Consider the following 18,085-nt stretch of genomic DNA (forward strand, 5'->3'; position numbering starts at 1 on the left):
GGGGGGGTTTTAGATCGCACCGTACTTCGGCTAGAAGGGAAAGTCGGGCGGGCCAGTGACTCGTTCGTCCGGTTTCCTCAGCGGACGAACAACCCCCACGCGGGGGGGAACGGAAGAGCCGGCCCACCCACCGCGTGCCCCGGCTCACACACCCGGGTCAGGAGATACCGACCGCCACGACGAGGCCCAGGCCGAGGTGCGCGGCCGCGACGACGATGCTCACCGGCGCGAACTTCTCGCTCTCGATGGTCGACGCCACGTCGATGCGGGTCGCCCACTCCAGCAGCCGGACCGCGATCACCTGGACGATGATCCCGAGCAGGCCGTAGACGAGCGAGGTGATCAGGCCCTCGGTGAGGTCGCTGGCCGAGTTGAAGATCGCCACGACGACGATGAACGCCATCGAGAGCAACCCGGACGCGGTCACGATCACCGCGTTCGGCAGGCCCTGCGTGACCAGCTTCGACAGCTTGCCCGGCGTGGTCCAGTCGATCGCGTAGAACCCGGCGAACATCAGCAGCAGGCCGATGACGCCGTAGAGCAGGATCGCGCCGATCCCCCGCACGAGGTCGGAGCCGAACGTGTCGGACAGCGCAAGGGTCGTGTTCACGAGTTGTCTCCCAGGAGGAAAGAGCTGATCAGCGACGGTGTTGTATCACGCTTCGGGGATGCGATGTGGGACAAATGCCGCACCGTCGTCGGTGACCAGGCCGCCGGTCTCGCGGATGCCCAGGCCCGCCGAGCTGTCGCCGACGATCCACGCGCCGAGCGCCGGCCGGTAGCCGTCGAACTCGGGCAGCGGGTCGAACGCCTGGTAGACGAACCCTTCGGCGCCGTAGACACCGTCGGTCTGGGTCTCGTAACCGGTGGCGACGATCTGCACGTTCGCGCCCTCGCGGCCCAGCTTCGGCTTGCGGACGTACTCGGTGAGGATGCCGGGGTCGTCGGCGAAGGCGGGCAGCAGGTTCGGGTGGCCCGGGTAGTTCTCCCACAGGATCGCCAGCAGCGTCTTGTTGGAGAGGATCATCTTCCAGAGCGGCTCGATCCACAGCGTCCGCGGCAGCGACTCGACGGCGTTGCGGCCGAACTCCTCGTCGACCACCCACTCCCACGGGTACAGCTTCAGCACGGTCGCCATCTGCGACTCTTCGAGGTCGACGAACCGCTTGAGCAGCGGGTCCCAGCCGATCTCCTCGATCGCCAGGCCCACCGTGTCGAGCCCGGCCTCGGCCGCGGTCTCCTGCAGGTACGCCGTGGTGACGTTGTCCTCGCCGGACGGGTCGGCCGCCGACCAGGTGAAGTGCAGCTCGTTCGACGGCAGCTTGTCCTGCAGGAACGCCCAGCGCTCGACGAGCTTCTCGTGGATCGAGTTCCACTGGTCGTCGTCCGGGAAGACGTCGGTCTTCCAGTGCCACTGCAGCAGCGACGCCTCGAGCAGCGTGGTCGGCGTGTCCGCGTTGTACTCCAGCAGCTTCGCCGGGGACTTGCCGTCGTAGCGCAGGTCGAACCGGCCGTAGACGTGCGGGTCCTGCCGCTTCCACGACTCCGCGATGTGCGGCCAGACCCACTCCGGGATGCCGAAGCGCTGGTAGCCCTCGGTCGTCACGACGTTGTCGACGGCCTCGAGGCACATCGAGTGCAGCAGTTCGACGTCGGCTTCGAGGGAGAGGACCTCGTCCATGTCGAAGACGTAGTGCACGGACTCGTCCCAGTAGGGCCGCATCCGCCCGCTCGCGTCGCGGGCCGGCGTGCCGTAGACGAGCCCCTGCTCCTCGACGATCCGCTGCCAGTCACGCCGCGGCTCACGCCGGTCCCGGTACACCTACGATCCCCCGCTCTTGCCGCTGCCGCCGGTCCCGCCGGTGCTGCCGCTCTTGCCGCTGATGCCGAAGCCGCCGCGCTGGACGGACTTGCCGGACTTCGTGTTGACGTTGGTCCGCGACGACGGCGCGTCGTACGAGCCGCCGGACACGCGCTGCCCGACGACCCCGGTGCCGCCGTAGTTGTAGCGGTAGCTGTTGTAACCGCCGCCCGGGATCGGGAGGAACAGGAAGCCACCGCTGTGGTAGCCGCCGTGGCTGGTCACGTAGTTCTCGTCGCAGTTGTCGTCGTTCTGGATGACACCGTTGTTGTCGGTGCAGACGGCTGTGACGTCTCCCGCCGGCTTCGCGACCGCGTAGAACGTCGCGACGAGCCCGACGAGCCCGACCGTGACCCCGCTGCCGATCAGGATCTTGCGCCGGGTCGCCGCCTTCGCGTCGGCCTGGCGAGCCACCTCGGCGTCGCGTTCCTCCTGCACGAGCGCCTGCTGGCGGGCTCGCTGCTCCGCAACCGACGGCTGGCGGGGCTGTGTGTTCGAGTCCTGGAATCTCATGGAACCGCGCTTCGGCGGTTCCGGGGGCGGCTGGTCCCCAGTGTTGTTGTCCTGCGTCATGTGCGCTCCGTAATCCCGGCCACCACGAAACCGTGACCCACCCTAACCACCCTAGGTCGCGCACGTCTCGCGCGGCGCGGGCATCATGGACTGCGATGTCTCCCAGCGCCGATCGGTTCCCCACCGCCACGCAGACGCTGCGCACCCGCGTCGTGATGGGCGGGATCTTCGCGGGCGCGTTGATCGCGCTCGCCCTCAGTGTCGTCTTCTCGTGGGGCGGTGACATCGCGGGCGGCGCCGGCGGTGGCGCCGGCAAGCTGTCCCCGGCGGCCCAGGAGGCCTTCCACTCACCGCCCGGCAGCTGCCTGACCTGGGACAACCCGGACGCGAGTGACGCGCGCAAGGTCGACTGCGCCCAGCCGCACCTGTTCGAGGTGACCACGCTCGTCGACATCGGCGCCCAGTTCCCGGAGGGAGCGCCGGTGCCGTCGCTGGAGCAGTGGCAGCAGATCGCGCAGCAGAAGTGCACCGCGGACGTGAAGCCGTACCTCGGGCACGGCCTCGACCCGTACGGCAAGCTCACGACGAACCTGCTGCGCCCGACGCCGTCCCAGTGGGACGACGGCGACCGCCAGCTGCGCTGCGGCCTGCAGTGGGCGGGCCCCGGCGGCAAGCTGCTGCCGACGACCGGGCCGGCGAAGGGGCAGGACCAGTCGCTGGTCTTCGAGCCCGGCACCTGCCTGGCGCTGCAGGGCAAGGGCGTCGGCGACCCGGTCGAGTGCACCAAGCCGCACTCCTACGAGATCATCGCGACCCTCGACCTCAAGACGAAGTTCAAGGACGCCTACCCGTCGCAGGAAGACCAGAAGAGCTGGCTCGACACCGAGTGCACCAAGCAGGCGGCGGACTACACGGGCGGGGCCGACCTGAACGCGAAGCACCTGATCCTGACCTGGGACCTGCGGGAGCAGGAGAGCTGGGACGCCGGTTCGACCAAGGTCAACTGCAAGGTCGCGGCGAAGCTGCCGGACAACAGCGGCCTGCAGGCGGTGACCGGCAGCGTCAAGGCCGCGCCCGCGGGTCCCGACGGCGGCCAGCCGGGTGACGGGCCCCCGGGCGACGGCCCGCCCTCGGACGGGGGCGGCGGTCCGGACGCGTCGAACTCCGCGCCGCCGACGTCGAAGACGAGCGGCTGATGCCCGTCGAGATGAGCCGGGAGCGGTTCGAAGAACTGGTCTCGGAGGCCCTGGACGAGGTGCCGCCGGAGTTCGCCAAGGCGATGGACAACGTCGTGGTGCTCGTCGAGGAGTTCAACGACGAGGCGCCGGACATCCTCGGGCTCTACCACGGGATCGCGCTGACCGAGCGGACGTCGTCCTACGGCGGGGTGCTGCCCGACCGGATCTCGATCTACCGGCAGCCGATCCTCTCGATGTGCGCAGACGAGGACGAGGTCGTCGAAGAGGTGCTGATCACGGTGGTGCACGAGCTGGGTCACCACTTCGGCATCAACGACGCCCGGCTCCACGAGCTCGGCTGGGGCTGACTCGCACCAGTAGTGACACCGTGACCACCATCGGGTGAACTCGCGCTTATCCTGTTACCCGAAGTCATGGGGTGACTGCGATCAGTGCCGGGGGGCCCGATGGACGGTGCGCGAAGACTCAGGTGGCTGCTGACGTCGAGTGCCGCGTCCCATCTGGGTGACGGCGTCGGCAAGGTGGCCCTGCCCCTGCTCGCCACGACCCTGACGCGCGACCCCGTGCTCATCGCCGGGCTGTCCGCGACCCAGTTCCTCCCCTGGCTGTTGTTCGCCGCGGTGGCCGGCGCGCTGGTCGACCGGATCGACCGGCGGCGCGCGATGATCGTCGCGAACACCGCGCGGGCCGTCGCGGTCGGCGCGCTCGCGGTGCTCGTCGCCGCCGGCGGGATGACGATCTGGCTGGTCTACCTCACCGCGCTGGTCATCGGGACGGCCGAGACCATCGCGGACAGCGCGGCGAACGCCCTGATCCCGGCCGTCGTCGGGGACGGCTCGCTCGACGCGGCCAACAGCAAGCTGCAGGCGTGCGAGATCGTCGGCCAGACGTTCCTCGGCGGCCCGATCGGCAGCCTCACCTTCGCGGTCTTCGCGGCCTTCCCGTTCGTCCTCAACTCCGCGGGGTTCGCGATCGCGGCCGCGGTGCTGCTCGGGCTCACCGGCACCTACCGGGCGAAGGCCGAGGCGGCCGTCCGCCCGGCGAAGCTGCGCACCGACCTGGCCGACGGCCTGCGCTGGCTGCGTGGGCACCGGCTGCTGCTGCGGCTGGTCGCGATCGCGGGCCTGCTCAGCCTGGTCAGCGAACTCGCGCAGGCGCAGCTGGTGCTCTACGCGCTCGAAGACCTCCACCTGTCCGAAGCGACCTTCGGGCTCTTCGCGTTCGTCGGCGGGATCGGCGGGCTGCTCGGCGCCGGTCTCGCGCCACGGCTGGTGCGCGCGGCCGGCCGGCGCGCGGTTGTCATCGGCGGCATCGTCGGCTGCGCCGCCGGGTTCGGCGGGATGGGCCTGGTGCGCTCACCGGTCGCGAGCGCGGCGCTGTTCGGCCTCTTCGCGGCCGCGGTGGTCGCGGTGAACGTCGTGCTCGCGACCGCGCGACACCGGCTGGTGCCCGGCGAGCTGCTCGGCCGGGTGCTCGGGGTGTGGCGGACGGTCGTCTGGGGCGCGATCCCGCTCGGCGCCCTGCTCGGCGGGGTGCTGACCGAGGCGCTCGGCACGGCGGCGCGGACGTTCGCCGTGTCCGGCGTCGCGATGCTGGTGATCGCCGGCTTCGCGGCGGGTGCGTTGTGGCGGTCCTCACTGGATGACGAATCGGACTCAGCCACGGCGCTCCTGCCCCGGAATCCGGGTTTGTGAGCTGAAATGTCTCATCACCCAGGTGGTGGGAGGCGGCTTATGCGCACCGTGGACACCGGCACCGACGCCGATCCCGACTTCGACGAGCCCTCGGCCGAGACCGAGGAGGTCGCGGCCGGCCCACCGCCGTCGCGCCGGCTGCTCGTGCTGTCGGCGGTCGCCGGGTTCGTGCTGGGCGGCGGGGTGCTCGGCCTGCTCTGGGGCCTGTCCGGGGTGCACGCCGGCGCCCTCGACGACGCGCTCGCGGCGTGCCAGGCGCTCGACCGCGTCGGCGAGCTGCCCGACACGAGCCGGGACGCGCAGCCGTCGCTGACCCCCGGCCTCTCCGGGGAGCGGCTGCACCGGATGACGGCCGCGCGCGAGCTCGCCGCGGCGGCCGCCCAGGTGAACGCCAACTACCAGCCGCTGGCCGACCACATCGACGGCGTCAGCCGCATGGTGCTCAGCCTGCACTTCAACGACATCTCCGGACAGCGGCACCTCGTCCAGGCGAAGGAGATCTGCGCCCGGATTTAGGCCGGGTGAACCGTCTTCACCGCGAGCTGGTTGCCGGGGATCTTCGTGCTCGCGCAGGCGGTGCCGTCGGACGGCACGAAGTTCGACGCGGTCTCCTGCGGCAGGTAGATCCGCAGGCCCTTCACCGCCGTCGGCTGGCAGGTGCCCGAGTCGAAGTTCCGCACGTTGACGAACTGGATGTCCGCGATCGCCGACTGCCCCGGGTTCAGCTTCACCGCGTTGCCCTTGGTGCCCTCGCGGAAGGCGTCCTTGCCGACCTGGTGCCCGTCGGTGCCGGCCACGTACGAGACGCCGGGGAAGCCCTGGATCTCGCACGGCTTCGAGCTGCTGTTCTTGATGACCAGCGGCCGGTACACCGAGCCCGCGCCCGCGTCACCCTGGCCGAGCGACAGCGTGACGTCGCCGGCCTTGCAGAGCCCGTTGTCCACCGGCGCGGCCGTCGGCGACGGCGCCGGGGCCGAGCTGCTGGGGCTCGACGCGGCGGTGGTGGCCGTGGTCGAGGTCGGCGACTCCGACGTCGTCGGGGTCGAACTGCTGGCGGCCGGCGTGGCTCCCCCACCGCAGGCGGACAGCGCCAAGACGCCCGCCGTGGCCGCTACGACCGGGAACAACCGTGAAAGCTGCATTCCACTCGCCTCCCTAGTTGGGTGCTCCTGGTCGGTAGACGTACCGGCCCCCGGATGGGTTGGCTCCCACCCGTTAATTACCCACACACTCTATTTCCATGTGGTGCACTTCCGCGATCGCGCGAACACGTTCCGGTGACCTCTCAGAGCGGGGTGTCGGCCCAGCTCAGGCAGTGCCACCGCCCGTCCGGGCGAGCGTCGAGCTCCACCAGGCCGGTGTTGGGGATCAGCGCGGCGTTGGCGATGTCCGCGTGGACGTTCGGCGCCAGCCACTCGCCGGCCAGCCGGATCGCGCCGCCGTGGCTGACCAGGACGATTACTCCGTCCGGGTCGGCCTGCTCGTGCTTGGCGCGCAGCCCGGCGACGGCGTCGAGCATCCGGGTGCGGACGCTCGTGCCGCTCTCGCCGCCGGGCAGGGACGGCTCCAGGTCGCCGAGCGTCCACTTCCGGACGGTCTCCATGTAGACCCGGATCGAGTCGTGGTCGGTCGCGCCCTCCAGGTCACCGGCGACCACCTCGTGGACACCGTCGACGACCTGCACGTCGAGGGAGAACTGCGCGGCCAGCGGCGCCGCTGTCTGCTGGGCGCGGGTCGCCTGCGACGCGTAGACCGCGACCACCGGCTCGCCCGCGAGCCGGCCCGCGAGCGCCGCGGCCTGCGACTGGCCGAGCTCGGTCAGCGGCGGGCCGGGCAGCGCGGTGTCGAGCGCGCCCCGGACGTTGCCGTCGGTCTGGCCGTGGCGGATGAGCAGCAGTTTCACGCCAGCTCCCCCTTGCGGACCGCGTCGGCCCAGGCGGCCGCCTCGGTGAACTCGTCGTTGCCGAACCCGGGCTCGATCGTCGAGCGGGTCCCGTCCGCCCGCGGGTGCGAGCCGAGGAACCGCAGGTGGTGGCAGTGCCGGCGCAACGCCGTGAGCGCGTCGTGGATCCGCGGCTCGGCCACGTGCCCCTCGAAGTCCATGAAGAAGCGGTACTCGCCGAAGTTGTTGCGCGTCGGCCGGGCGTCGAGGCGGGTCAGGTTGATCCCGCGGTCGGCCAGCGCGGTGAGCAGCTCGGCGAGCGTGCCGGTGCGGTTCACGGCCGCGGCGACCACGGACGTCCGGTCGGCGCCGGTCGCGGCCGGCAGCGCACCCGGCTGCCGCACCAGCAGGAACCGCGTCGCGGCGTCGGACACGTCGGCGACCTCGGTGGCCAGCACCTCGAGGTCGTAGTGCTCGATGGCGACCGGCGCGCAGACCGCGGCGTCGAACTCGCCCTCGAGCACGCCGACCGCGGCCGCCGACGTCGAGGAAGACGCCACGGCGTGGGCGCCCGGCAGGTTCGCCTCGACCCACTCGCGGACCTGGGCGAGCGCGTGCGGGTGGCTGGCGACGGACTTGATCTCGCCGGCGCCGTGCCGCGTCAGCACGCTGAAGTGGATCGGCAGGATGGCCTCGGCCACGGCGACCAGCGGCGTCGACTCGCTGAGCGCGTCGAGCGTCGCGGGCACCACCCCTTCGACGGAGTTCTCGATCGGCACGCACGCGGCGTCCACCTCGCCCGTGCGGACGGCGGTCATCGCCAGCCGGACGGTCTCCAGCGGGACCAGCTCGTCGCCGTCGGCGAGGATCCGCGCGGCCTGTTCGGTGAAGGTCCCCTGGGGGCCGAAGTATGCGATCCGTGACACCGGCCCAGGCTACGGGGGTGGCGACTTTCACTCGGACAGCCGGTACGTGAACCGGTTACGCCGGGTGGCATTTTTTGCGATGCTTAGGCGCGTGACCGCCGACTCGGGCACGCACACCGGCCGTGAGGGCGCACACCCGCCGGTCTCCCCCCGCTCCCCGGAGCTGGTGCTGTGCGCCGTTGACGAACCACTCGCCACCGCCTGGACCGCCGCTGCCGAAAAACTGGCCGGCCGGGTCCAGGTGCACCGCGGGTCGGTGCTCGACGTCGTCGCCCAGGCGGTGGTGAGCCCGGCCAACTCCTACGGCTGGATGCGTGGCGGCATCGACGCCGTCTACGCGCAGGCGTTCCCCGGTGTGGAGCAGAGCGTCCGCAGCGCCGTGCTGGCGTTTCACGGCGGCGAGCTACCGATCGGCGAGGCCGTGATCGTCCCGACCGGCGAAGCCGAGCCGGCGTGGCTCATCAGCGCGCCGACGATGCGGGAGCCCGGCGAACGGCTGCCCGCCGACACCGTGCACCCCTACCTCGCCGCCCGCGCGGTGTTCCTGAACTGGCGGGACGGCCGGCTCGACCACGGCCCGGTGCGCGAGTACGTCGACACCATCGCGATGCCGGGCCTCGGCACCGGGATCGGCGGCGTCGATCCCGCGACCTGCGCCCGCCAGGTCGCCGCGGCCTGGGACGAGGTCTTCGGCCGCCGTCACCCTCGGTGATCACCCGAAGTTAGTGGGGTGGACTACATCACAGCGCGTTCACCGGCCGTAAGCCCTACCGTTAATCACGCAGGTGAACGTCCGCCAGTGCAGGCGACGGCCGGAGGAGTGTGCGATGACCCGGGTCCGCGAACTCAGCCCGTATGTCGAGCTGCACCGGGAACAATGGAAAGAACTGCGAAGTTCGACGCCGTTGCCGCTGACCGCGGCGGAGCTGCTGAAGCTGCGCGGTCTCGGTGAGCAGGTCGACCTCGCCGAGGTGGCCGACGTCTACCTCCCGCTGTCCCGCCTGATCAACCTGCAGGTCGCCGCGCGCCAGCGGCTCTACGAAGCGACCACGACGTTCCTCGGTGACGACTCCCGCGGCACGAAGGTCCCGTACGTGATCGGCATCGCCGGGAGCGTGGCGGTCGGCAAGTCGACCACCGCCCGCATCCTGCGCACGCTGCTCGCCCGCTGGCCGGACCACCCCCGCGTCGACCTGGTCACCACCGACGGCTTCCTCTACCCGCGCGCCGAGCTGATGCGCCGCGGGATCATGCACCGCAAGGGCTTCCCGGAGAGCTATGACCGCCGCGCGCTGCTGCGGTTCGTCACCGAGGTCAAGTCGGGCGCCGAGCGCGTCGCCGCGCCGGTGTACTCGCACCTGGCCTACGACATCCTGCCCGGCCAGGAACAGGTCGTGCAGCAGCCGGACATCCTCATCGTCGAGGGCCTGAACGTGCTGCAGCCGGGCCCGCGGCTGATGGTGTCCGACCTCTTCGACTTCTCGCTCTACGTCGACGCGCACACCGACGACATCCAGCGCTGGTACGTCGAGCGGTTCCTGGAGCTGCGGCACACGGCGTTCGCGGACCCGGCGTCGCACTTCCACCACTTCGCCGGCCTGCCGGACGACGAGGCCCGCGCCGAGGCGCGGCACCTGTGGCACTCGATCAACGAGCCGAACCTGATGGAGAACATCAAGCCGACCCGGCCGCGGGCCACGCTGGTGCTGCGCAAGGACGCCGACCACACGATCAACCGGGTCCGCCTGCGCAAGCTCTGACCCGCTCACCGGTCACCGCCGTCGTCACCCACATGCCGCTCATTCCCACGCTCGGCGAACGACCGGGCACGCATCGTGGTGCGCTCGCGACTCTCCGCGCCGGAACCCGGCCGATCGGCCGAGGTGCCGTAACCGGTTGGCCGATACCGGTGCGGGGGCGGGAAAGCGACCCTGAAGAAGACAGGAACACGGCTCTGAGCTGGGGAGGAGGCCCACGATGTTCACGATGATCCTCACGTGGGTCGGTGCGGTGCTCGGTCTGGCCTTGCTGATCGCGATGGCCGCCGGAACGTTCGTCGTCGACTTCGACGACCGGCTGCAGGAGCGCCGCCGCAAGGTGAAGCCCGCCGAGCCGGCGGGCCCCCTCCCCTGAGCGTCAGAGTCCGGTGAGCGCCTCGACGTAACCGTCGGCGTCGTATTCCAGCGTTTCCGAATCCAGCAGGCTGCCTTCCAGCGCGTCGATCAGCTGCTCGAAGATCTCGTCGCGGTCGAGCTCGCCCTCCTGCAGGCGCTGCACGGCCTGCCAGGCCTCGGCGGGCTCGTCGTCCCACAGCTGGTCGACGATCGTCGCGCGCAGCACCAGCCGCTGCTCTTCCTCGTCTTCGTCGGCTTCGGCGATGACGAGCGCGCGGCGCTGCTCGGGGTCGGTGGGGTCGAGGTCGACCTCTTCGTCCTCGATCTCGGTGGTCAGCGACGGCACGGCGAACATCCGGCGTTCCAGCGCGTCCGCCAGCTCGGTGGGCGACAGCTCGCCGATGTCGCCGAAGTAGCGCTCCAGCGGGGAGTCGTCCTCGTCGGCGTACTCGCTCAGGTAGTCGGCGACGGCTTCGTCGAGCGCGGCGATCGCCGTCTCGGTCAGCCCGGCGCGCTCCGCCGTCCACTGCACCCAGGCCAGGACGACCGGCTCGACGGCGTCTTCGTACTCGGCGTCGAGCTCGTACTCCTCGCCGAGCAGGCCCTCGAGGAACCGCGCGAGCTTCTCCGGGCCGACGCGCAGCGGGCTCGCCGGGTCGGTGCGCACCCCGTGCTCCAGCAGCAGGCCGCCGATGGCGCGCGCGGCGCCGGCGTCCTCCCCGCTCGCCGCGACGAACTGCTCGACGACGGCCGCCCGCTCGGTGTCGGACCATTCGGCGATCTCGGGGACGAGCGCGGGCTCCGGCAGCGCGCGGCTCCAGGTCAGCGCGACGGCGTGGAAGCGCGCGTAGTCCTCGCTGACGTCGGCCTCGTCGAGGTGGTCGGTCGCCGCGAGGCCGTCGGCGAGCAGGCGGTGCGCCTCGGCCGGCTCGACGGCTTCGAACAGCACGAGCTCGGGGTCCGCCTCGGCCTGGGCGCGCATCTCGGCGAGGACCTCACCGGGCTGCTCGATGACCACGAGGTCGCGCACCCGGCCGGTCTCGCTGAAGTCGAGCAGCGCGAGCAGGCCGTGCTGCACGTCGCCGTGGGCGAAGACGCAGAGCAGGGACGACTCGTCGCCGTAGACGTCCCCGGTCCGCCAGCACTCGCCGGCGGTGACCCGGCCCAGCCCGGGGGCCCAGTCGGGCGCGGGGATGCCGCGGCCGAGGACGACCTGCAGGCCGTCTTCGGCGGCCTTGCGCTCGACGTCGGTCTCGGCGACGACCTTGAGCGCAGCCAGCAGCGCGGCCGCGCCCGGCGTGATCTTGCGCTGCGCGAAGGCGATCAGCTCGAGGCCGAGCGGCTCGTCGCCCGCTTCGAGGGGCACGTCGTGGAACTGGCCGAGGACTTCGGACGCGAGGAGCTCGACGTCCACCGGCGAGGGGTCGGCGCCCAGCGCCGAGAAGTCGTTCAGGACGTCCTTGAACAGACCGGTCACGCTGTGCGTGACCGGCTGCGGGTTCTTCTTGCGGGCGCGACTCACCGGGCTCATGGGCCCATGCTTTCAGAGCTGGTCGCGGTGGCCCTGGCGCGGGTCCCGCCGCGTGCTCGACGGGGAGGCGCCGAGCCGGACGGCGGAACAGGGCCACCGCGACATCGCCGGCCAAGGGTGTGACCGCCTTGGCGGAACTTCGCTGTCCCGGTGCACGTGAATCACCGGTTCACTTCGGTCAACGAGGTGCGCGGGAGGGGGATACGGCCTTGGGCAAAGCGATTCGGGCAGCGCGGATTTCCGTGATCAGCCGGGTTTTCCGGCGGTGGGTTTCCACCAGCCCGGCGAGGTAGGCGGTGAACTCCTCCGGGCTTTCCGCCCGCTTGTGCAAGGTGCGCAACAGCTTCAGCCGGCGCGCGGCTTCCTGGTAGGCCTGCGGGTCCTTGCGCTCGATGAGCTCCTCGACGTGCTCGCGGAAGACCGGGATCGTCTCGGCCGGGTGCTCGGCGGCGCGCTGTTCGGCCAGTTCGAGCTTCAGCTCCGGCGAGGCCCCGAACCGCACGCAGGCGCGCCACGCTTCGTCGGGACGGCCGTCGTCGAGCAGGACGCGAGCCAGCTCGTCGGCGTGCGGGGCGCCCTCGGCGGCCAGCTCGCGCAGGCGGGCGAGCGCGGCCCGGCGCTGCGTCGTCCACTTCCCGTCGCCGGTCGCGGCTTCGCGCAGCGCGGCGAACGTCTCGCGGTCCGGGCGCGCGTCGAAGTCCTTGCGACGGCGGGAGGTTTCATCGTCGGGTTCCGGTGGCTTCGGGTTCTTGTCGTGGGTGAGCGCGCGGGCGGCGTGCGCGATGGCTTCGCTGTGGCGGCCCGCGGCGCGCAGCACCCGGACGATCTTCAGGCTGACGTCGCGCCGCGGCGGTTTCGCCGAGAGGATCGCGACCAGCTCGTCGACGTCGCCGAGCACCTCGGCCAGCTGTTCCCGCAGGCGTTCGGCCACGTCACGGCGGTGCCCGGACTCGCTCGCGGTGAGCACATCGTCCACAGTGGACTTGATCCGGCGGAGCCCGGGCTCGCCCAGCGCCGTCGCGAACTCGGCGAGGTCGATGACCGGCCAGCCGGGGCCGTCGAACTCCACCTCGAGGATCCAGTCGGCCAGCTTCTCCGGGTCCGGCGGCCGGGCGGCGCACGCGCGGGCGTACAGCTCCACGGCGCGTTCGAGCCGGTCACCGAGGTCGCCGGTGTGGTCGCCGGACTGCTCGAGCACCTCGCTGACGTCGTCGACCGTGCGGCGGGCGAGCGGGGCCAGGTCGGCGGGGCTGCCGGCGTCGAGCAGCCGCTGCAGCGTGTCGAGCACCGCGCCGATCTTCGCGGTGTACTCGACGTTCCCGTCGGTCACCGCGGTGTCCAGCAGCCGGTGCGCCTCACTGACGTCACCGGATTGGGTGGCCGCGCGCAGTTCGAGCGAATGCCGTAGCTCAGGGTCACGCTCGGCGTGGGCGTGCAGCAGGTCCGCCAGCGTCTCCGCGTCCAAAGTGCGCAGGTAGGGGCGAAGATCCGAGTGGGGACTCACGCGGACCAGTCTGCCCGACCGCGACGGCGTGGCGTGTGGGCCAACCGCGTGCTCTTTTTGGAGTAGTTCATGACTCTCCGTCATGGGCTCAGAACCGCCGCAAGTCGTCGAGCACGGCTTTCAGCGGCCACGGCTCGGGGGTGCGCGGCCGTCGTGACCGAGCGTGGCGGGGTCGGGGGATGGCCGGGTGGACCGTCGGCACCATGATCGGGACGACCGGCACCGGCACCCGCGCGACCAGCCGCCGCACGACGACCAGCAGCAGCACGGCGAACAGCAGCAGCGCGGTGCCCGCGGCGAGCGCGCCGGCCAGCGTGCGACGGCCGTCGTCGAGGGTGAGCTGCACGGCGTACTGGCTCTGCTGCGAGTACAGCCGCCCGAGCTGGTCGGAGACGCTGTAGGCGGCGCTGCGCCAGGTGGACTCGGGCACGGGCAGCGGTTCGTCGGTGGCGAACGCGTCCTCGGCGGCGGCCAGCCTGCTCCAGTCGGCGCTGCGGGTGAGCGCCTCGTACGCCATTCGGCCGCTCTCGGTCAGCTGCGGCGCGACGCGGGCGAGGTCCGCGCGGTAGGCGGCCACGGCCGCGGCGAACGGCCGCCGGGTCACCCCGTCGATCCCCGCCAGGGCGAGGGAATCGGAGCGATCCAGCCCTTCGGCGGCGGAAAGCAGCTCGACGGCGGTCGTCTGCTGGTAGCCGGATTCCGCGTTCGGCGCGCGGCGCGCGTAGTCGCGCAGCCCGGCGATCGCGCCGTCGATCCGCTGGGTGAAATTCGCGTACGCCCCGGTCCGGTGGTCGGGCGCGGCCATCGCGTCACTGCGCTGGGCCTGCAACACGACCACGGCGCGGGCCGTCCGATCCGCGGCGCCCGCCGTCTCCATGGCCAGGTCGCTGGTCCGAACCGCTTGCTGCACCAGGAAGAACGCGATCACCAGGGCCACGACGACCAGCCCACCGCCGGGGATGAGCGCGATGCACAGCATGCGTCCGCGGACGGATCGCAGGTACTTCAAGACGGTCCTTCCCGTGCCCTGGGCCCCGCTGTCATCCCGACGGACGTCAACCTATTGAGTGAGAGATTCACCGGTCAACGGCAGTCCGCCATACGGCCGTTAGCGGTCCGTGACCGCCGGGGACAATCGGCCCGTGACCTTCGACGACGTGACCCAGCGCCTCCGCGGCTTCGCGGCCGCCCGAGCCTGGGAGCCGTTCCACACCCCGAAGAACCTCGTGATGGCCCTGTCCGGTGAGGTCGGCGAGCTGACCTCGCTGTTCCAGTGGCTGACGCCGGAGGAGTCGGACGCGTGGCGCGCGGACCCGGCGCTGGAGGCGAACGTGCTCGACGAGATCGCGGACGTCACGCTGTACCTGCTCCAGCTGGCCGACCGCCTCGGCGTCGACCTGGCGGAGGCGGCGCACGCGAAGATCGACCGCAACGAGGTCCGCTTCCCGCCGCCGTCCTGAGTCAGAGCTGCGCCAGCAACGGCGGCGGAGTGCTCGCGACGGGCGCGTCCGGGTCGGCGAGCCACCCGCCGGCGCCGTCGGGCCGCAGCATCGACCAGATCCCGAACTCGTCGAGCGACAACCGCGCGATTTCCCGTTCCCCGGCGCCGCCCGCCGATTCGACGATGACCACGGCGCGCTCCAGCACGCGGCACCCGACGGAACCGCGCTGGGCACACCACCGCTCGATCTGCCGCATCGCGAATTCGGGGATCGCCGCCATACCGACCAGTGAACCGGAAAGCCTCAGCCCGCCCGCAGGTGGGCGAGCACGGCGGCGTAGGTGGCCTCGGGCGCGAGCCCGTCGGTGGGCACGACGGCACACCGCGGCCGCTGCGGCAGGTAGGCGGTGAGCTGGTCGTGGATCCGCTCGACGATGGCGGTGCCGCCGCGGCCTTGGACGACGTCGTCGACGCCTTTGGTCACCTCGTCCCCGGCCGCGGCCCGCGCGGCGAACCGCCCGAGCGCGACCGGCTTGGCCGCGGTCAGCAGGATTTCCTGGTACTCGGCCCCGCACCCCGCGGCCGCGGCTTCGAACGCCTCGATGTCGACGACGCGGGTGGCGAGCTGCGGCATCACGACGTCGTGGCCGGTGCGCAGGTGCGTCTCGGCCATGGCGAGCGTGAGCAGCTGCGCGGCCTTGAACGTCTCGAAGAAGGTCTCCTGCCAGCCGCCGATGAGGCAGACGACCCGGTCGGTGTCGAGGTTGAGCACCCCGGGATGCCGCTCGGCGTAGGCCCGCGCGATCGTCGACTTCCCGATCCCGGACGGGCCGTTCAGGTGGATCAGTCGTGGCACCGGGCCGACGGTACCGAAACTCCGCTCACCGCGGCGCGGGCTCGGCGATCCACCAGCCGCCGAGCAGGGCGCCGACGCCGAAGACGCTCAAGAAGATCCCCGCGACCAGCGGTGTACCTCCGAACATGCCGACCACAACCAGGAACATCAGCAGCAATCCGACGCCCATGAGGATTCGTCCACCGAGCACTCGGACCGGAGGTCCGGGCTTCGCGCCGGCCGGCTGGGGCGCGGCCGGGATTGTCATGTCCGGCCGGGCCTGCGGCACCGCCGGACGAGGCATCGGAACGGCCGGGGTAACGGTCCGCGGCTCGGCGGGCGGACGCGGACCAGGCCGAGCCACCGCGGCCGCCTCGAATCCCAAGGCGACCGGCGCCGCGGCAAGGTCGACGACCACGGCGCCGAGCTCCGCTGCCCGCGCCAACCTGGGCTCTTGCGCTGGAACCGTCTCGTCGCGAACGAGGTGCGTCACGGTCGCGGTCAGCTTCTTCGCGAGCTGGACGCCTTCGGCGAGTACGCGGGCGCGGAACCGGTCCGCCGCGACGGTGGTCCCGAGCACCAGGACTCGCGTCGGTCTGCCGCTACGGGATGGCCGTAGGTCGCCGACGAGTTCGGCCATTCCGAGCGCTGTCGCCACCTGCTGAAGCTCGCGGGCTTCGGCGGTGGTGACGACCCCATCCCCCTCGGCAACGTCCCTCAGGGCCCGCACGAACTGCTCGTGCGCCGCGTGCACCTGGGCTTCGGGCAGCTCCGCCTCGGTGGCCAAAGCGGCCAGTGCCCACACCTCGTCGTGGGTCAAGTGTGCGTCGGCGACCGCCCCGGCAAGCAGGTCCAGGTAAGCGTAGGCGGTGGCCGGCTCACCGGCGGTCGAGCCGATCGTGATCCGCTCGACCACACCGGCCATCCAGCCCAGGTCGTCCGGAATCGCGTCCGTGCGAGGCCGGAGCGGGCCCGTCGCGGCGTACCTCGGCAGCACCGGGAACCCCGGCACCACCCCGAAGGTCAGACCGTGCCTGCCGAAGAGCGTTACCGCCAGCTGCGCGACGGTGCGGGCGCCGGTCAACGCCGGCTGAGCCGGGGTGCCCGGCACGCCGACCGCGTGGGCAACCGTCGCGAGCCGGTAGTTCGGCAAGGCGATGACGGTTCGCGCCGCCGCGAGTGTGCACACGCCCGGCAGGAGCGGCAGGCGAACACCGAGCCTGGCGGTTTCGGCGTCCAGGAAGCCCGCGACCTGCGGCAGGTTGTGCGCCACTACGACACTGCCGGCACAGAGGTCCAGCAGTGGCCCGAGCACAGCGCCGAACGGCGGCGCTGCCGTGAGCTCCTCCGGCGTGATTCCGTGCACGAAGGCCGACCCTGGCGACACCCCGCGGCCGGGATCCACCAGCGTCGTGAACTCACCGGCGACAGAACCGTCGGACCGGACGCGCACCGCGGCGAGCTCGACCACGTGTCCCGGGCGCAGTCCCCGTCATGCGAATTTCCACGGCGGTGAAGTCGATACCGTGCGCCGGGTGGCCGCCCGGCCCGGACAGCGGAAGAGATTCGATCACGCCGAGGAGATCGCACCATCGGACAACGGCGTCACAGATTTTCGGGAATGATCCGGGATTCGTGACCCGATCGTGACAGAAAGATTCCGCCGAATAACAGATGATGGTCCGTTACGCGCCCGGGCGTAACGTCGGCCGATGTTTTCACGAACCCAGGGTCGGCACGTCGCGTCAAGGAACGAGGAATTCCCCATGCATCCGTCCGACCAGGGGCCGCCCCGCGTGAAAAGGCGCGTTCCGAACTGGCTCAAGATCACGTTGGCCGCCTTTGCCGTCCTGTTCCTTCTCGGTGCGATTTTCGGGAAGTCACCGGACGAGAACACCACCGCTGCGCCGGCCACTCCGGCCGCGACACCAAGCAGCAGCACAACCACGGCCGCCACGCCCGCTCCGGTCACCTACACCGTCACGAGCGTGACGGACGCCGCGAACCTCGACGTCGCCGGCAGCGACGGCACCCACCGAACCGTGCGCGTCCAAGACGTCAGCACACCCGGGACGACCAGTGACTGCTTCGGACCGGAAACGGTGGCCTGGGCCGGCTCCAAGCTGATCGGTACCGCGGTCCGGCTCGGTGCCGACACCGCGTCCGGCGTCACCGTCGCACTGGCCGACGGCCAGGACTACGGCACCCTGGCCGTGTCCGACGGCTACCTCAAGGCCGCCGGTTCCGCGTTGGCGGCGGCCGAAACCGCCGCTCGCCAAGCCTCCAAGGGGTTCTGGGGCCCACCGTGCAACGGTTCGCTGACCCTGTCGGTGCCGGCACCGCAGCCCGATCCGCAGCCCACTACAGCGCCGCCCGCACCGGCCACAAAGGCCGCTCCCAAGCCGCCCCGGACGACGGCGCAAGACCCGCCGGCTCCGGAGCCGGACAACAGCGTGTACTACAAGAATTGTTCGGAGGCAAAAGCCGCCCACGCGGCACCTCTGCACGTCGGCCAGCCCGGGTACCGTCCCGAATTGGACAGAGACCACGACGGCGTGGCCTGCGAGACATGAGAACACTCGTCC

General features: G+C 71.3%; 21 protein-coding genes. 9 read left to right on the plus strand and 12 right to left on the minus strand.

Annotated elements, in window-relative coordinates; genetic code table 11:
* Positions 1 to 157 precede the first annotated feature (157 nt).
* From ACZ63J_RS14805 to ACZ63J_RS14815, 3 genes are read right to left on the minus strand one after another with little or no spacing between them, the layout of a single operon-like run.
* Positions 158 to 610, minus strand: coding sequence for a DUF350 domain-containing protein (locus ACZ63J_RS14805; protein WP_465400924.1), 453 nt, complete (start codon positions 608 to 610; stop codon positions 158 to 160).
* Between the two features lie 45 nt (positions 611 to 655).
* Complete coding sequence (locus tag ACZ63J_RS14810; RefSeq protein WP_465313982.1) at positions 656 to 1,822, minus strand: glutathionylspermidine synthase family protein; 1,167 nt, start codon at positions 1,820 to 1,822, stop codon at positions 656 to 658.
* Positions 1,823 to 2,374: a hypothetical protein gene (locus ACZ63J_RS14815; protein ID WP_465400925.1), complete on the minus strand. Its 552-nt coding sequence runs from the start codon at positions 2,372 to 2,374 to the stop codon at positions 1,823 to 1,825.
* A 155-nt stretch (positions 2,375 to 2,529) separates the two neighbouring features.
* On the opposite strand from ACZ63J_RS14815, the gene ACZ63J_RS14820 reads away from it, so the two are divergent.
* From ACZ63J_RS14820 to ACZ63J_RS14835, 4 genes are all read left to right on the plus strand, one after another.
* Positions 2,530 to 3,570: a septum formation family protein gene (locus tag ACZ63J_RS14820; protein ID WP_465400926.1), complete on the plus strand. Its 1,041-nt coding sequence runs from the start codon at positions 2,530 to 2,532 to the stop codon at positions 3,568 to 3,570.
* Positions 3,570 to 3,920: a metallopeptidase family protein gene (locus ACZ63J_RS14825; protein WP_465400927.1), complete on the plus strand. Its 351-nt coding sequence runs from the start codon at positions 3,570 to 3,572 to the stop codon at positions 3,918 to 3,920. Before ACZ63J_RS14820 ends, ACZ63J_RS14825 begins: the two co-directional genes overlap by 1 nt.
* Positions 3,921 to 4,019: 99 nt before the next feature.
* Positions 4,020 to 5,267, plus strand: a complete 1,248-nt coding sequence (locus tag ACZ63J_RS14830) for an MFS transporter (protein WP_465400928.1) — start codon at positions 4,020 to 4,022, stop codon at positions 5,265 to 5,267.
* A 39-nt stretch (positions 5,268 to 5,306) separates the two neighbouring features.
* Positions 5,307 to 5,783, plus strand: coding sequence for a hypothetical protein (locus ACZ63J_RS14835; protein WP_465313978.1), 477 nt, complete (start codon positions 5,307 to 5,309; stop codon positions 5,781 to 5,783).
* Here ACZ63J_RS14835 and ACZ63J_RS14840 read toward each other — a convergent pair.
* The 3 genes from ACZ63J_RS14840 to pheA all read right to left on the minus strand — a co-directional run bounded on the left by ACZ63J_RS14840 (position 5,780) and on the right by pheA (position 8,075).
* Complete coding sequence (locus ACZ63J_RS14840; RefSeq protein ID WP_465400929.1) at positions 5,780 to 6,409, minus strand: DUF4232 domain-containing protein; 630 nt, start codon at positions 6,407 to 6,409, stop codon at positions 5,780 to 5,782. The two genes, ACZ63J_RS14835 and ACZ63J_RS14840, sit on opposite strands and share 4 nt — an antisense overlap.
* Before the next feature lie 143 nt (positions 6,410 to 6,552).
* A complete protein-coding gene (locus ACZ63J_RS14845; RefSeq protein ID WP_465400930.1) occupies positions 6,553 to 7,170 on the minus strand; it encodes a histidine phosphatase family protein in 618 nt (205 codons plus the stop codon).
* A complete protein-coding gene (pheA, locus tag ACZ63J_RS14850) occupies positions 7,167 to 8,075 on the minus strand; it encodes a prephenate dehydratase (RefSeq protein ID WP_465400931.1) in 909 nt (302 codons plus the stop codon). Before pheA ends, ACZ63J_RS14845 begins: the two co-directional genes overlap by 4 nt.
* Positions 8,076 to 8,166: 91 nt before the next feature.
* On the opposite strand from pheA, the gene ACZ63J_RS14855 reads away from it, so the two are divergent.
* From ACZ63J_RS14855 to ACZ63J_RS14865, 3 genes are all read left to right on the plus strand, one after another.
* Positions 8,167 to 8,787 carry a macro domain-containing protein gene (locus tag ACZ63J_RS14855; RefSeq protein WP_465313974.1) on the plus strand — a complete coding sequence of 207 codons (621 nt, stop codon included), beginning with the start codon at positions 8,167 to 8,169 and terminating at the stop codon, positions 8,785 to 8,787.
* A 115-nt stretch (positions 8,788 to 8,902) separates the two neighbouring features.
* Positions 8,903 to 9,835, plus strand: a complete 933-nt coding sequence (gene coaA / locus ACZ63J_RS14860; RefSeq protein ID WP_465313973.1) for a type I pantothenate kinase — start codon at positions 8,903 to 8,905, stop codon at positions 9,833 to 9,835.
* 217 nt (positions 9,836 to 10,052) lie between these two features.
* Entirely contained in the window at positions 10,053 to 10,208 is a 156-nt protein-coding gene (locus ACZ63J_RS14865; protein WP_465313972.1) for a hypothetical protein, read from the plus strand.
* 3 nt (positions 10,209 to 10,211) lie between these two features.
* Here ACZ63J_RS14865 and ACZ63J_RS14870 read toward each other — a convergent pair whose 3' ends face one another.
* The 3 genes from ACZ63J_RS14870 to ACZ63J_RS14880 form a co-directional block, all read right to left on the minus strand.
* Positions 10,212 to 11,720: a hypothetical protein gene (locus ACZ63J_RS14870; RefSeq protein WP_465400932.1), complete on the minus strand. Its 1,509-nt coding sequence runs from the start codon at positions 11,718 to 11,720 to the stop codon at positions 10,212 to 10,214.
* 178 nt (positions 11,721 to 11,898) lie between these two features.
* Complete coding sequence (locus ACZ63J_RS14875; RefSeq protein ID WP_465400933.1) at positions 11,899 to 13,224, minus strand: hypothetical protein; 1,326 nt, start codon at positions 13,222 to 13,224, stop codon at positions 11,899 to 11,901.
* Between the two features lie 88 nt (positions 13,225 to 13,312).
* A complete protein-coding gene (locus ACZ63J_RS14880; protein ID WP_465400934.1) occupies positions 13,313 to 14,233 on the minus strand; it encodes a nitrate- and nitrite sensing domain-containing protein in 921 nt (306 codons plus the stop codon).
* A gap of 133 nt (positions 14,234 to 14,366) precedes the next feature.
* Here ACZ63J_RS14880 and ACZ63J_RS14885 point away from each other — a divergent pair, with 133 nt between their 5' ends.
* Positions 14,367 to 14,684, plus strand: coding sequence for a nucleotide pyrophosphohydrolase (locus ACZ63J_RS14885; protein WP_465313968.1), 318 nt, complete (start codon positions 14,367 to 14,369; stop codon positions 14,682 to 14,684).
* Between the two features lies 1 nt (position 14,685).
* On the opposite strand, the gene ACZ63J_RS14890 is transcribed toward ACZ63J_RS14885, so the two are convergent.
* The 3 genes from ACZ63J_RS14890 to ACZ63J_RS14900 are packed head-to-tail and all read right to left on the minus strand — an operon-like array spanning position 14,686 to position 16,971.
* Positions 14,686 to 14,946, minus strand: coding sequence for a DUF3024 domain-containing protein (locus ACZ63J_RS14890; protein ID WP_465341707.1), 261 nt, complete (start codon positions 14,944 to 14,946; stop codon positions 14,686 to 14,688).
* Between the two features lie 23 nt (positions 14,947 to 14,969).
* Positions 14,970 to 15,521 carry an AAA family ATPase gene (locus tag ACZ63J_RS14895; RefSeq protein WP_465400935.1) on the minus strand — a complete coding sequence of 184 codons (552 nt, stop codon included), beginning with the start codon at positions 15,519 to 15,521 and terminating at the stop codon, positions 14,970 to 14,972.
* A 25-nt stretch (positions 15,522 to 15,546) separates the two neighbouring features.
* On the minus strand, positions 15,547 to 16,971 hold the full coding sequence (locus ACZ63J_RS14900) for a 3'-5' exonuclease (RefSeq protein WP_465400936.1): 1,425 nt from the start codon (positions 16,969 to 16,971) through the stop codon (positions 15,547 to 15,549).
* A 295-nt stretch (positions 16,972 to 17,266) separates the two neighbouring features.
* Here ACZ63J_RS14900 and ACZ63J_RS14905 point away from each other — a divergent pair, with 295 nt between their 5' ends.
* The gene (locus tag ACZ63J_RS14905; protein ID WP_465400937.1) at positions 17,267 to 18,073 is read left to right on the plus strand and encodes an excalibur calcium-binding domain-containing protein; all 807 of its coding nucleotides are present in this window, start codon (positions 17,267 to 17,269) and stop codon (positions 18,071 to 18,073) included.
* The last annotated feature ends 12 nt before the right edge of the window (positions 18,074 to 18,085 follow it).

The organism is Amycolatopsis sp. NPDC104863, assembly GCF_055582965.1.

What these genes read in the sequence shown, in the direction of transcription:
- ACZ63J_RS14815 (WP_465400925.1), bottom strand. Translation starts at nt 2,374, where the DNA reads ATGAGATTCCAGGACTCGAACACACAGCCCCGCCAGCCGTCGGTTGCG.
- ACZ63J_RS14820 (WP_465400926.1), top strand. Translation starts at nt 2,530, where the DNA reads ATGTCTCCCAGCGCCGATCGGTTCCCCACCGCCACGCAGACGCTGCGC.
- ACZ63J_RS14825 (WP_465400927.1), top strand. Translation starts at nt 3,570, where the DNA reads ATGCCCGTCGAGATGAGCCGGGAGCGGTTCGAAGAACTGGTCTCGGAG.
- ACZ63J_RS14830 (WP_465400928.1), top strand. Translation starts at nt 4,020, where the DNA reads ATGGACGGTGCGCGAAGACTCAGGTGGCTGCTGACGTCGAGTGCCGCG.
- ACZ63J_RS14835 (WP_465313978.1), top strand. Translation starts at nt 5,307, where the DNA reads ATGCGCACCGTGGACACCGGCACCGACGCCGATCCCGACTTCGACGAG.
- ACZ63J_RS14840 (WP_465400929.1), bottom strand. Translation starts at nt 6,409, where the DNA reads ATGCAGCTTTCACGGTTGTTCCCGGTCGTAGCGGCCACGGCGGGCGTC.
- coaA (WP_465313973.1), top strand. Translation starts at nt 8,903, where the DNA reads ATGACCCGGGTCCGCGAACTCAGCCCGTATGTCGAGCTGCACCGGGAA.
- ACZ63J_RS14865 (WP_465313972.1), top strand. Translation starts at nt 10,053, where the DNA reads ATGTTCACGATGATCCTCACGTGGGTCGGTGCGGTGCTCGGTCTGGCC.
- ACZ63J_RS14870 (WP_465400932.1), bottom strand. Translation starts at nt 11,720, where the DNA reads ATGAGCCCGGTGAGTCGCGCCCGCAAGAAGAACCCGCAGCCGGTCACG.
- ACZ63J_RS14890 (WP_465341707.1), bottom strand. Translation starts at nt 14,946, where the DNA reads ATGGCGGCGATCCCCGAATTCGCGATGCGGCAGATCGAGCGGTGGTGT.
- ACZ63J_RS14905 (WP_465400937.1), top strand. Translation starts at nt 17,267, where the DNA reads ATGCATCCGTCCGACCAGGGGCCGCCCCGCGTGAAAAGGCGCGTTCCG.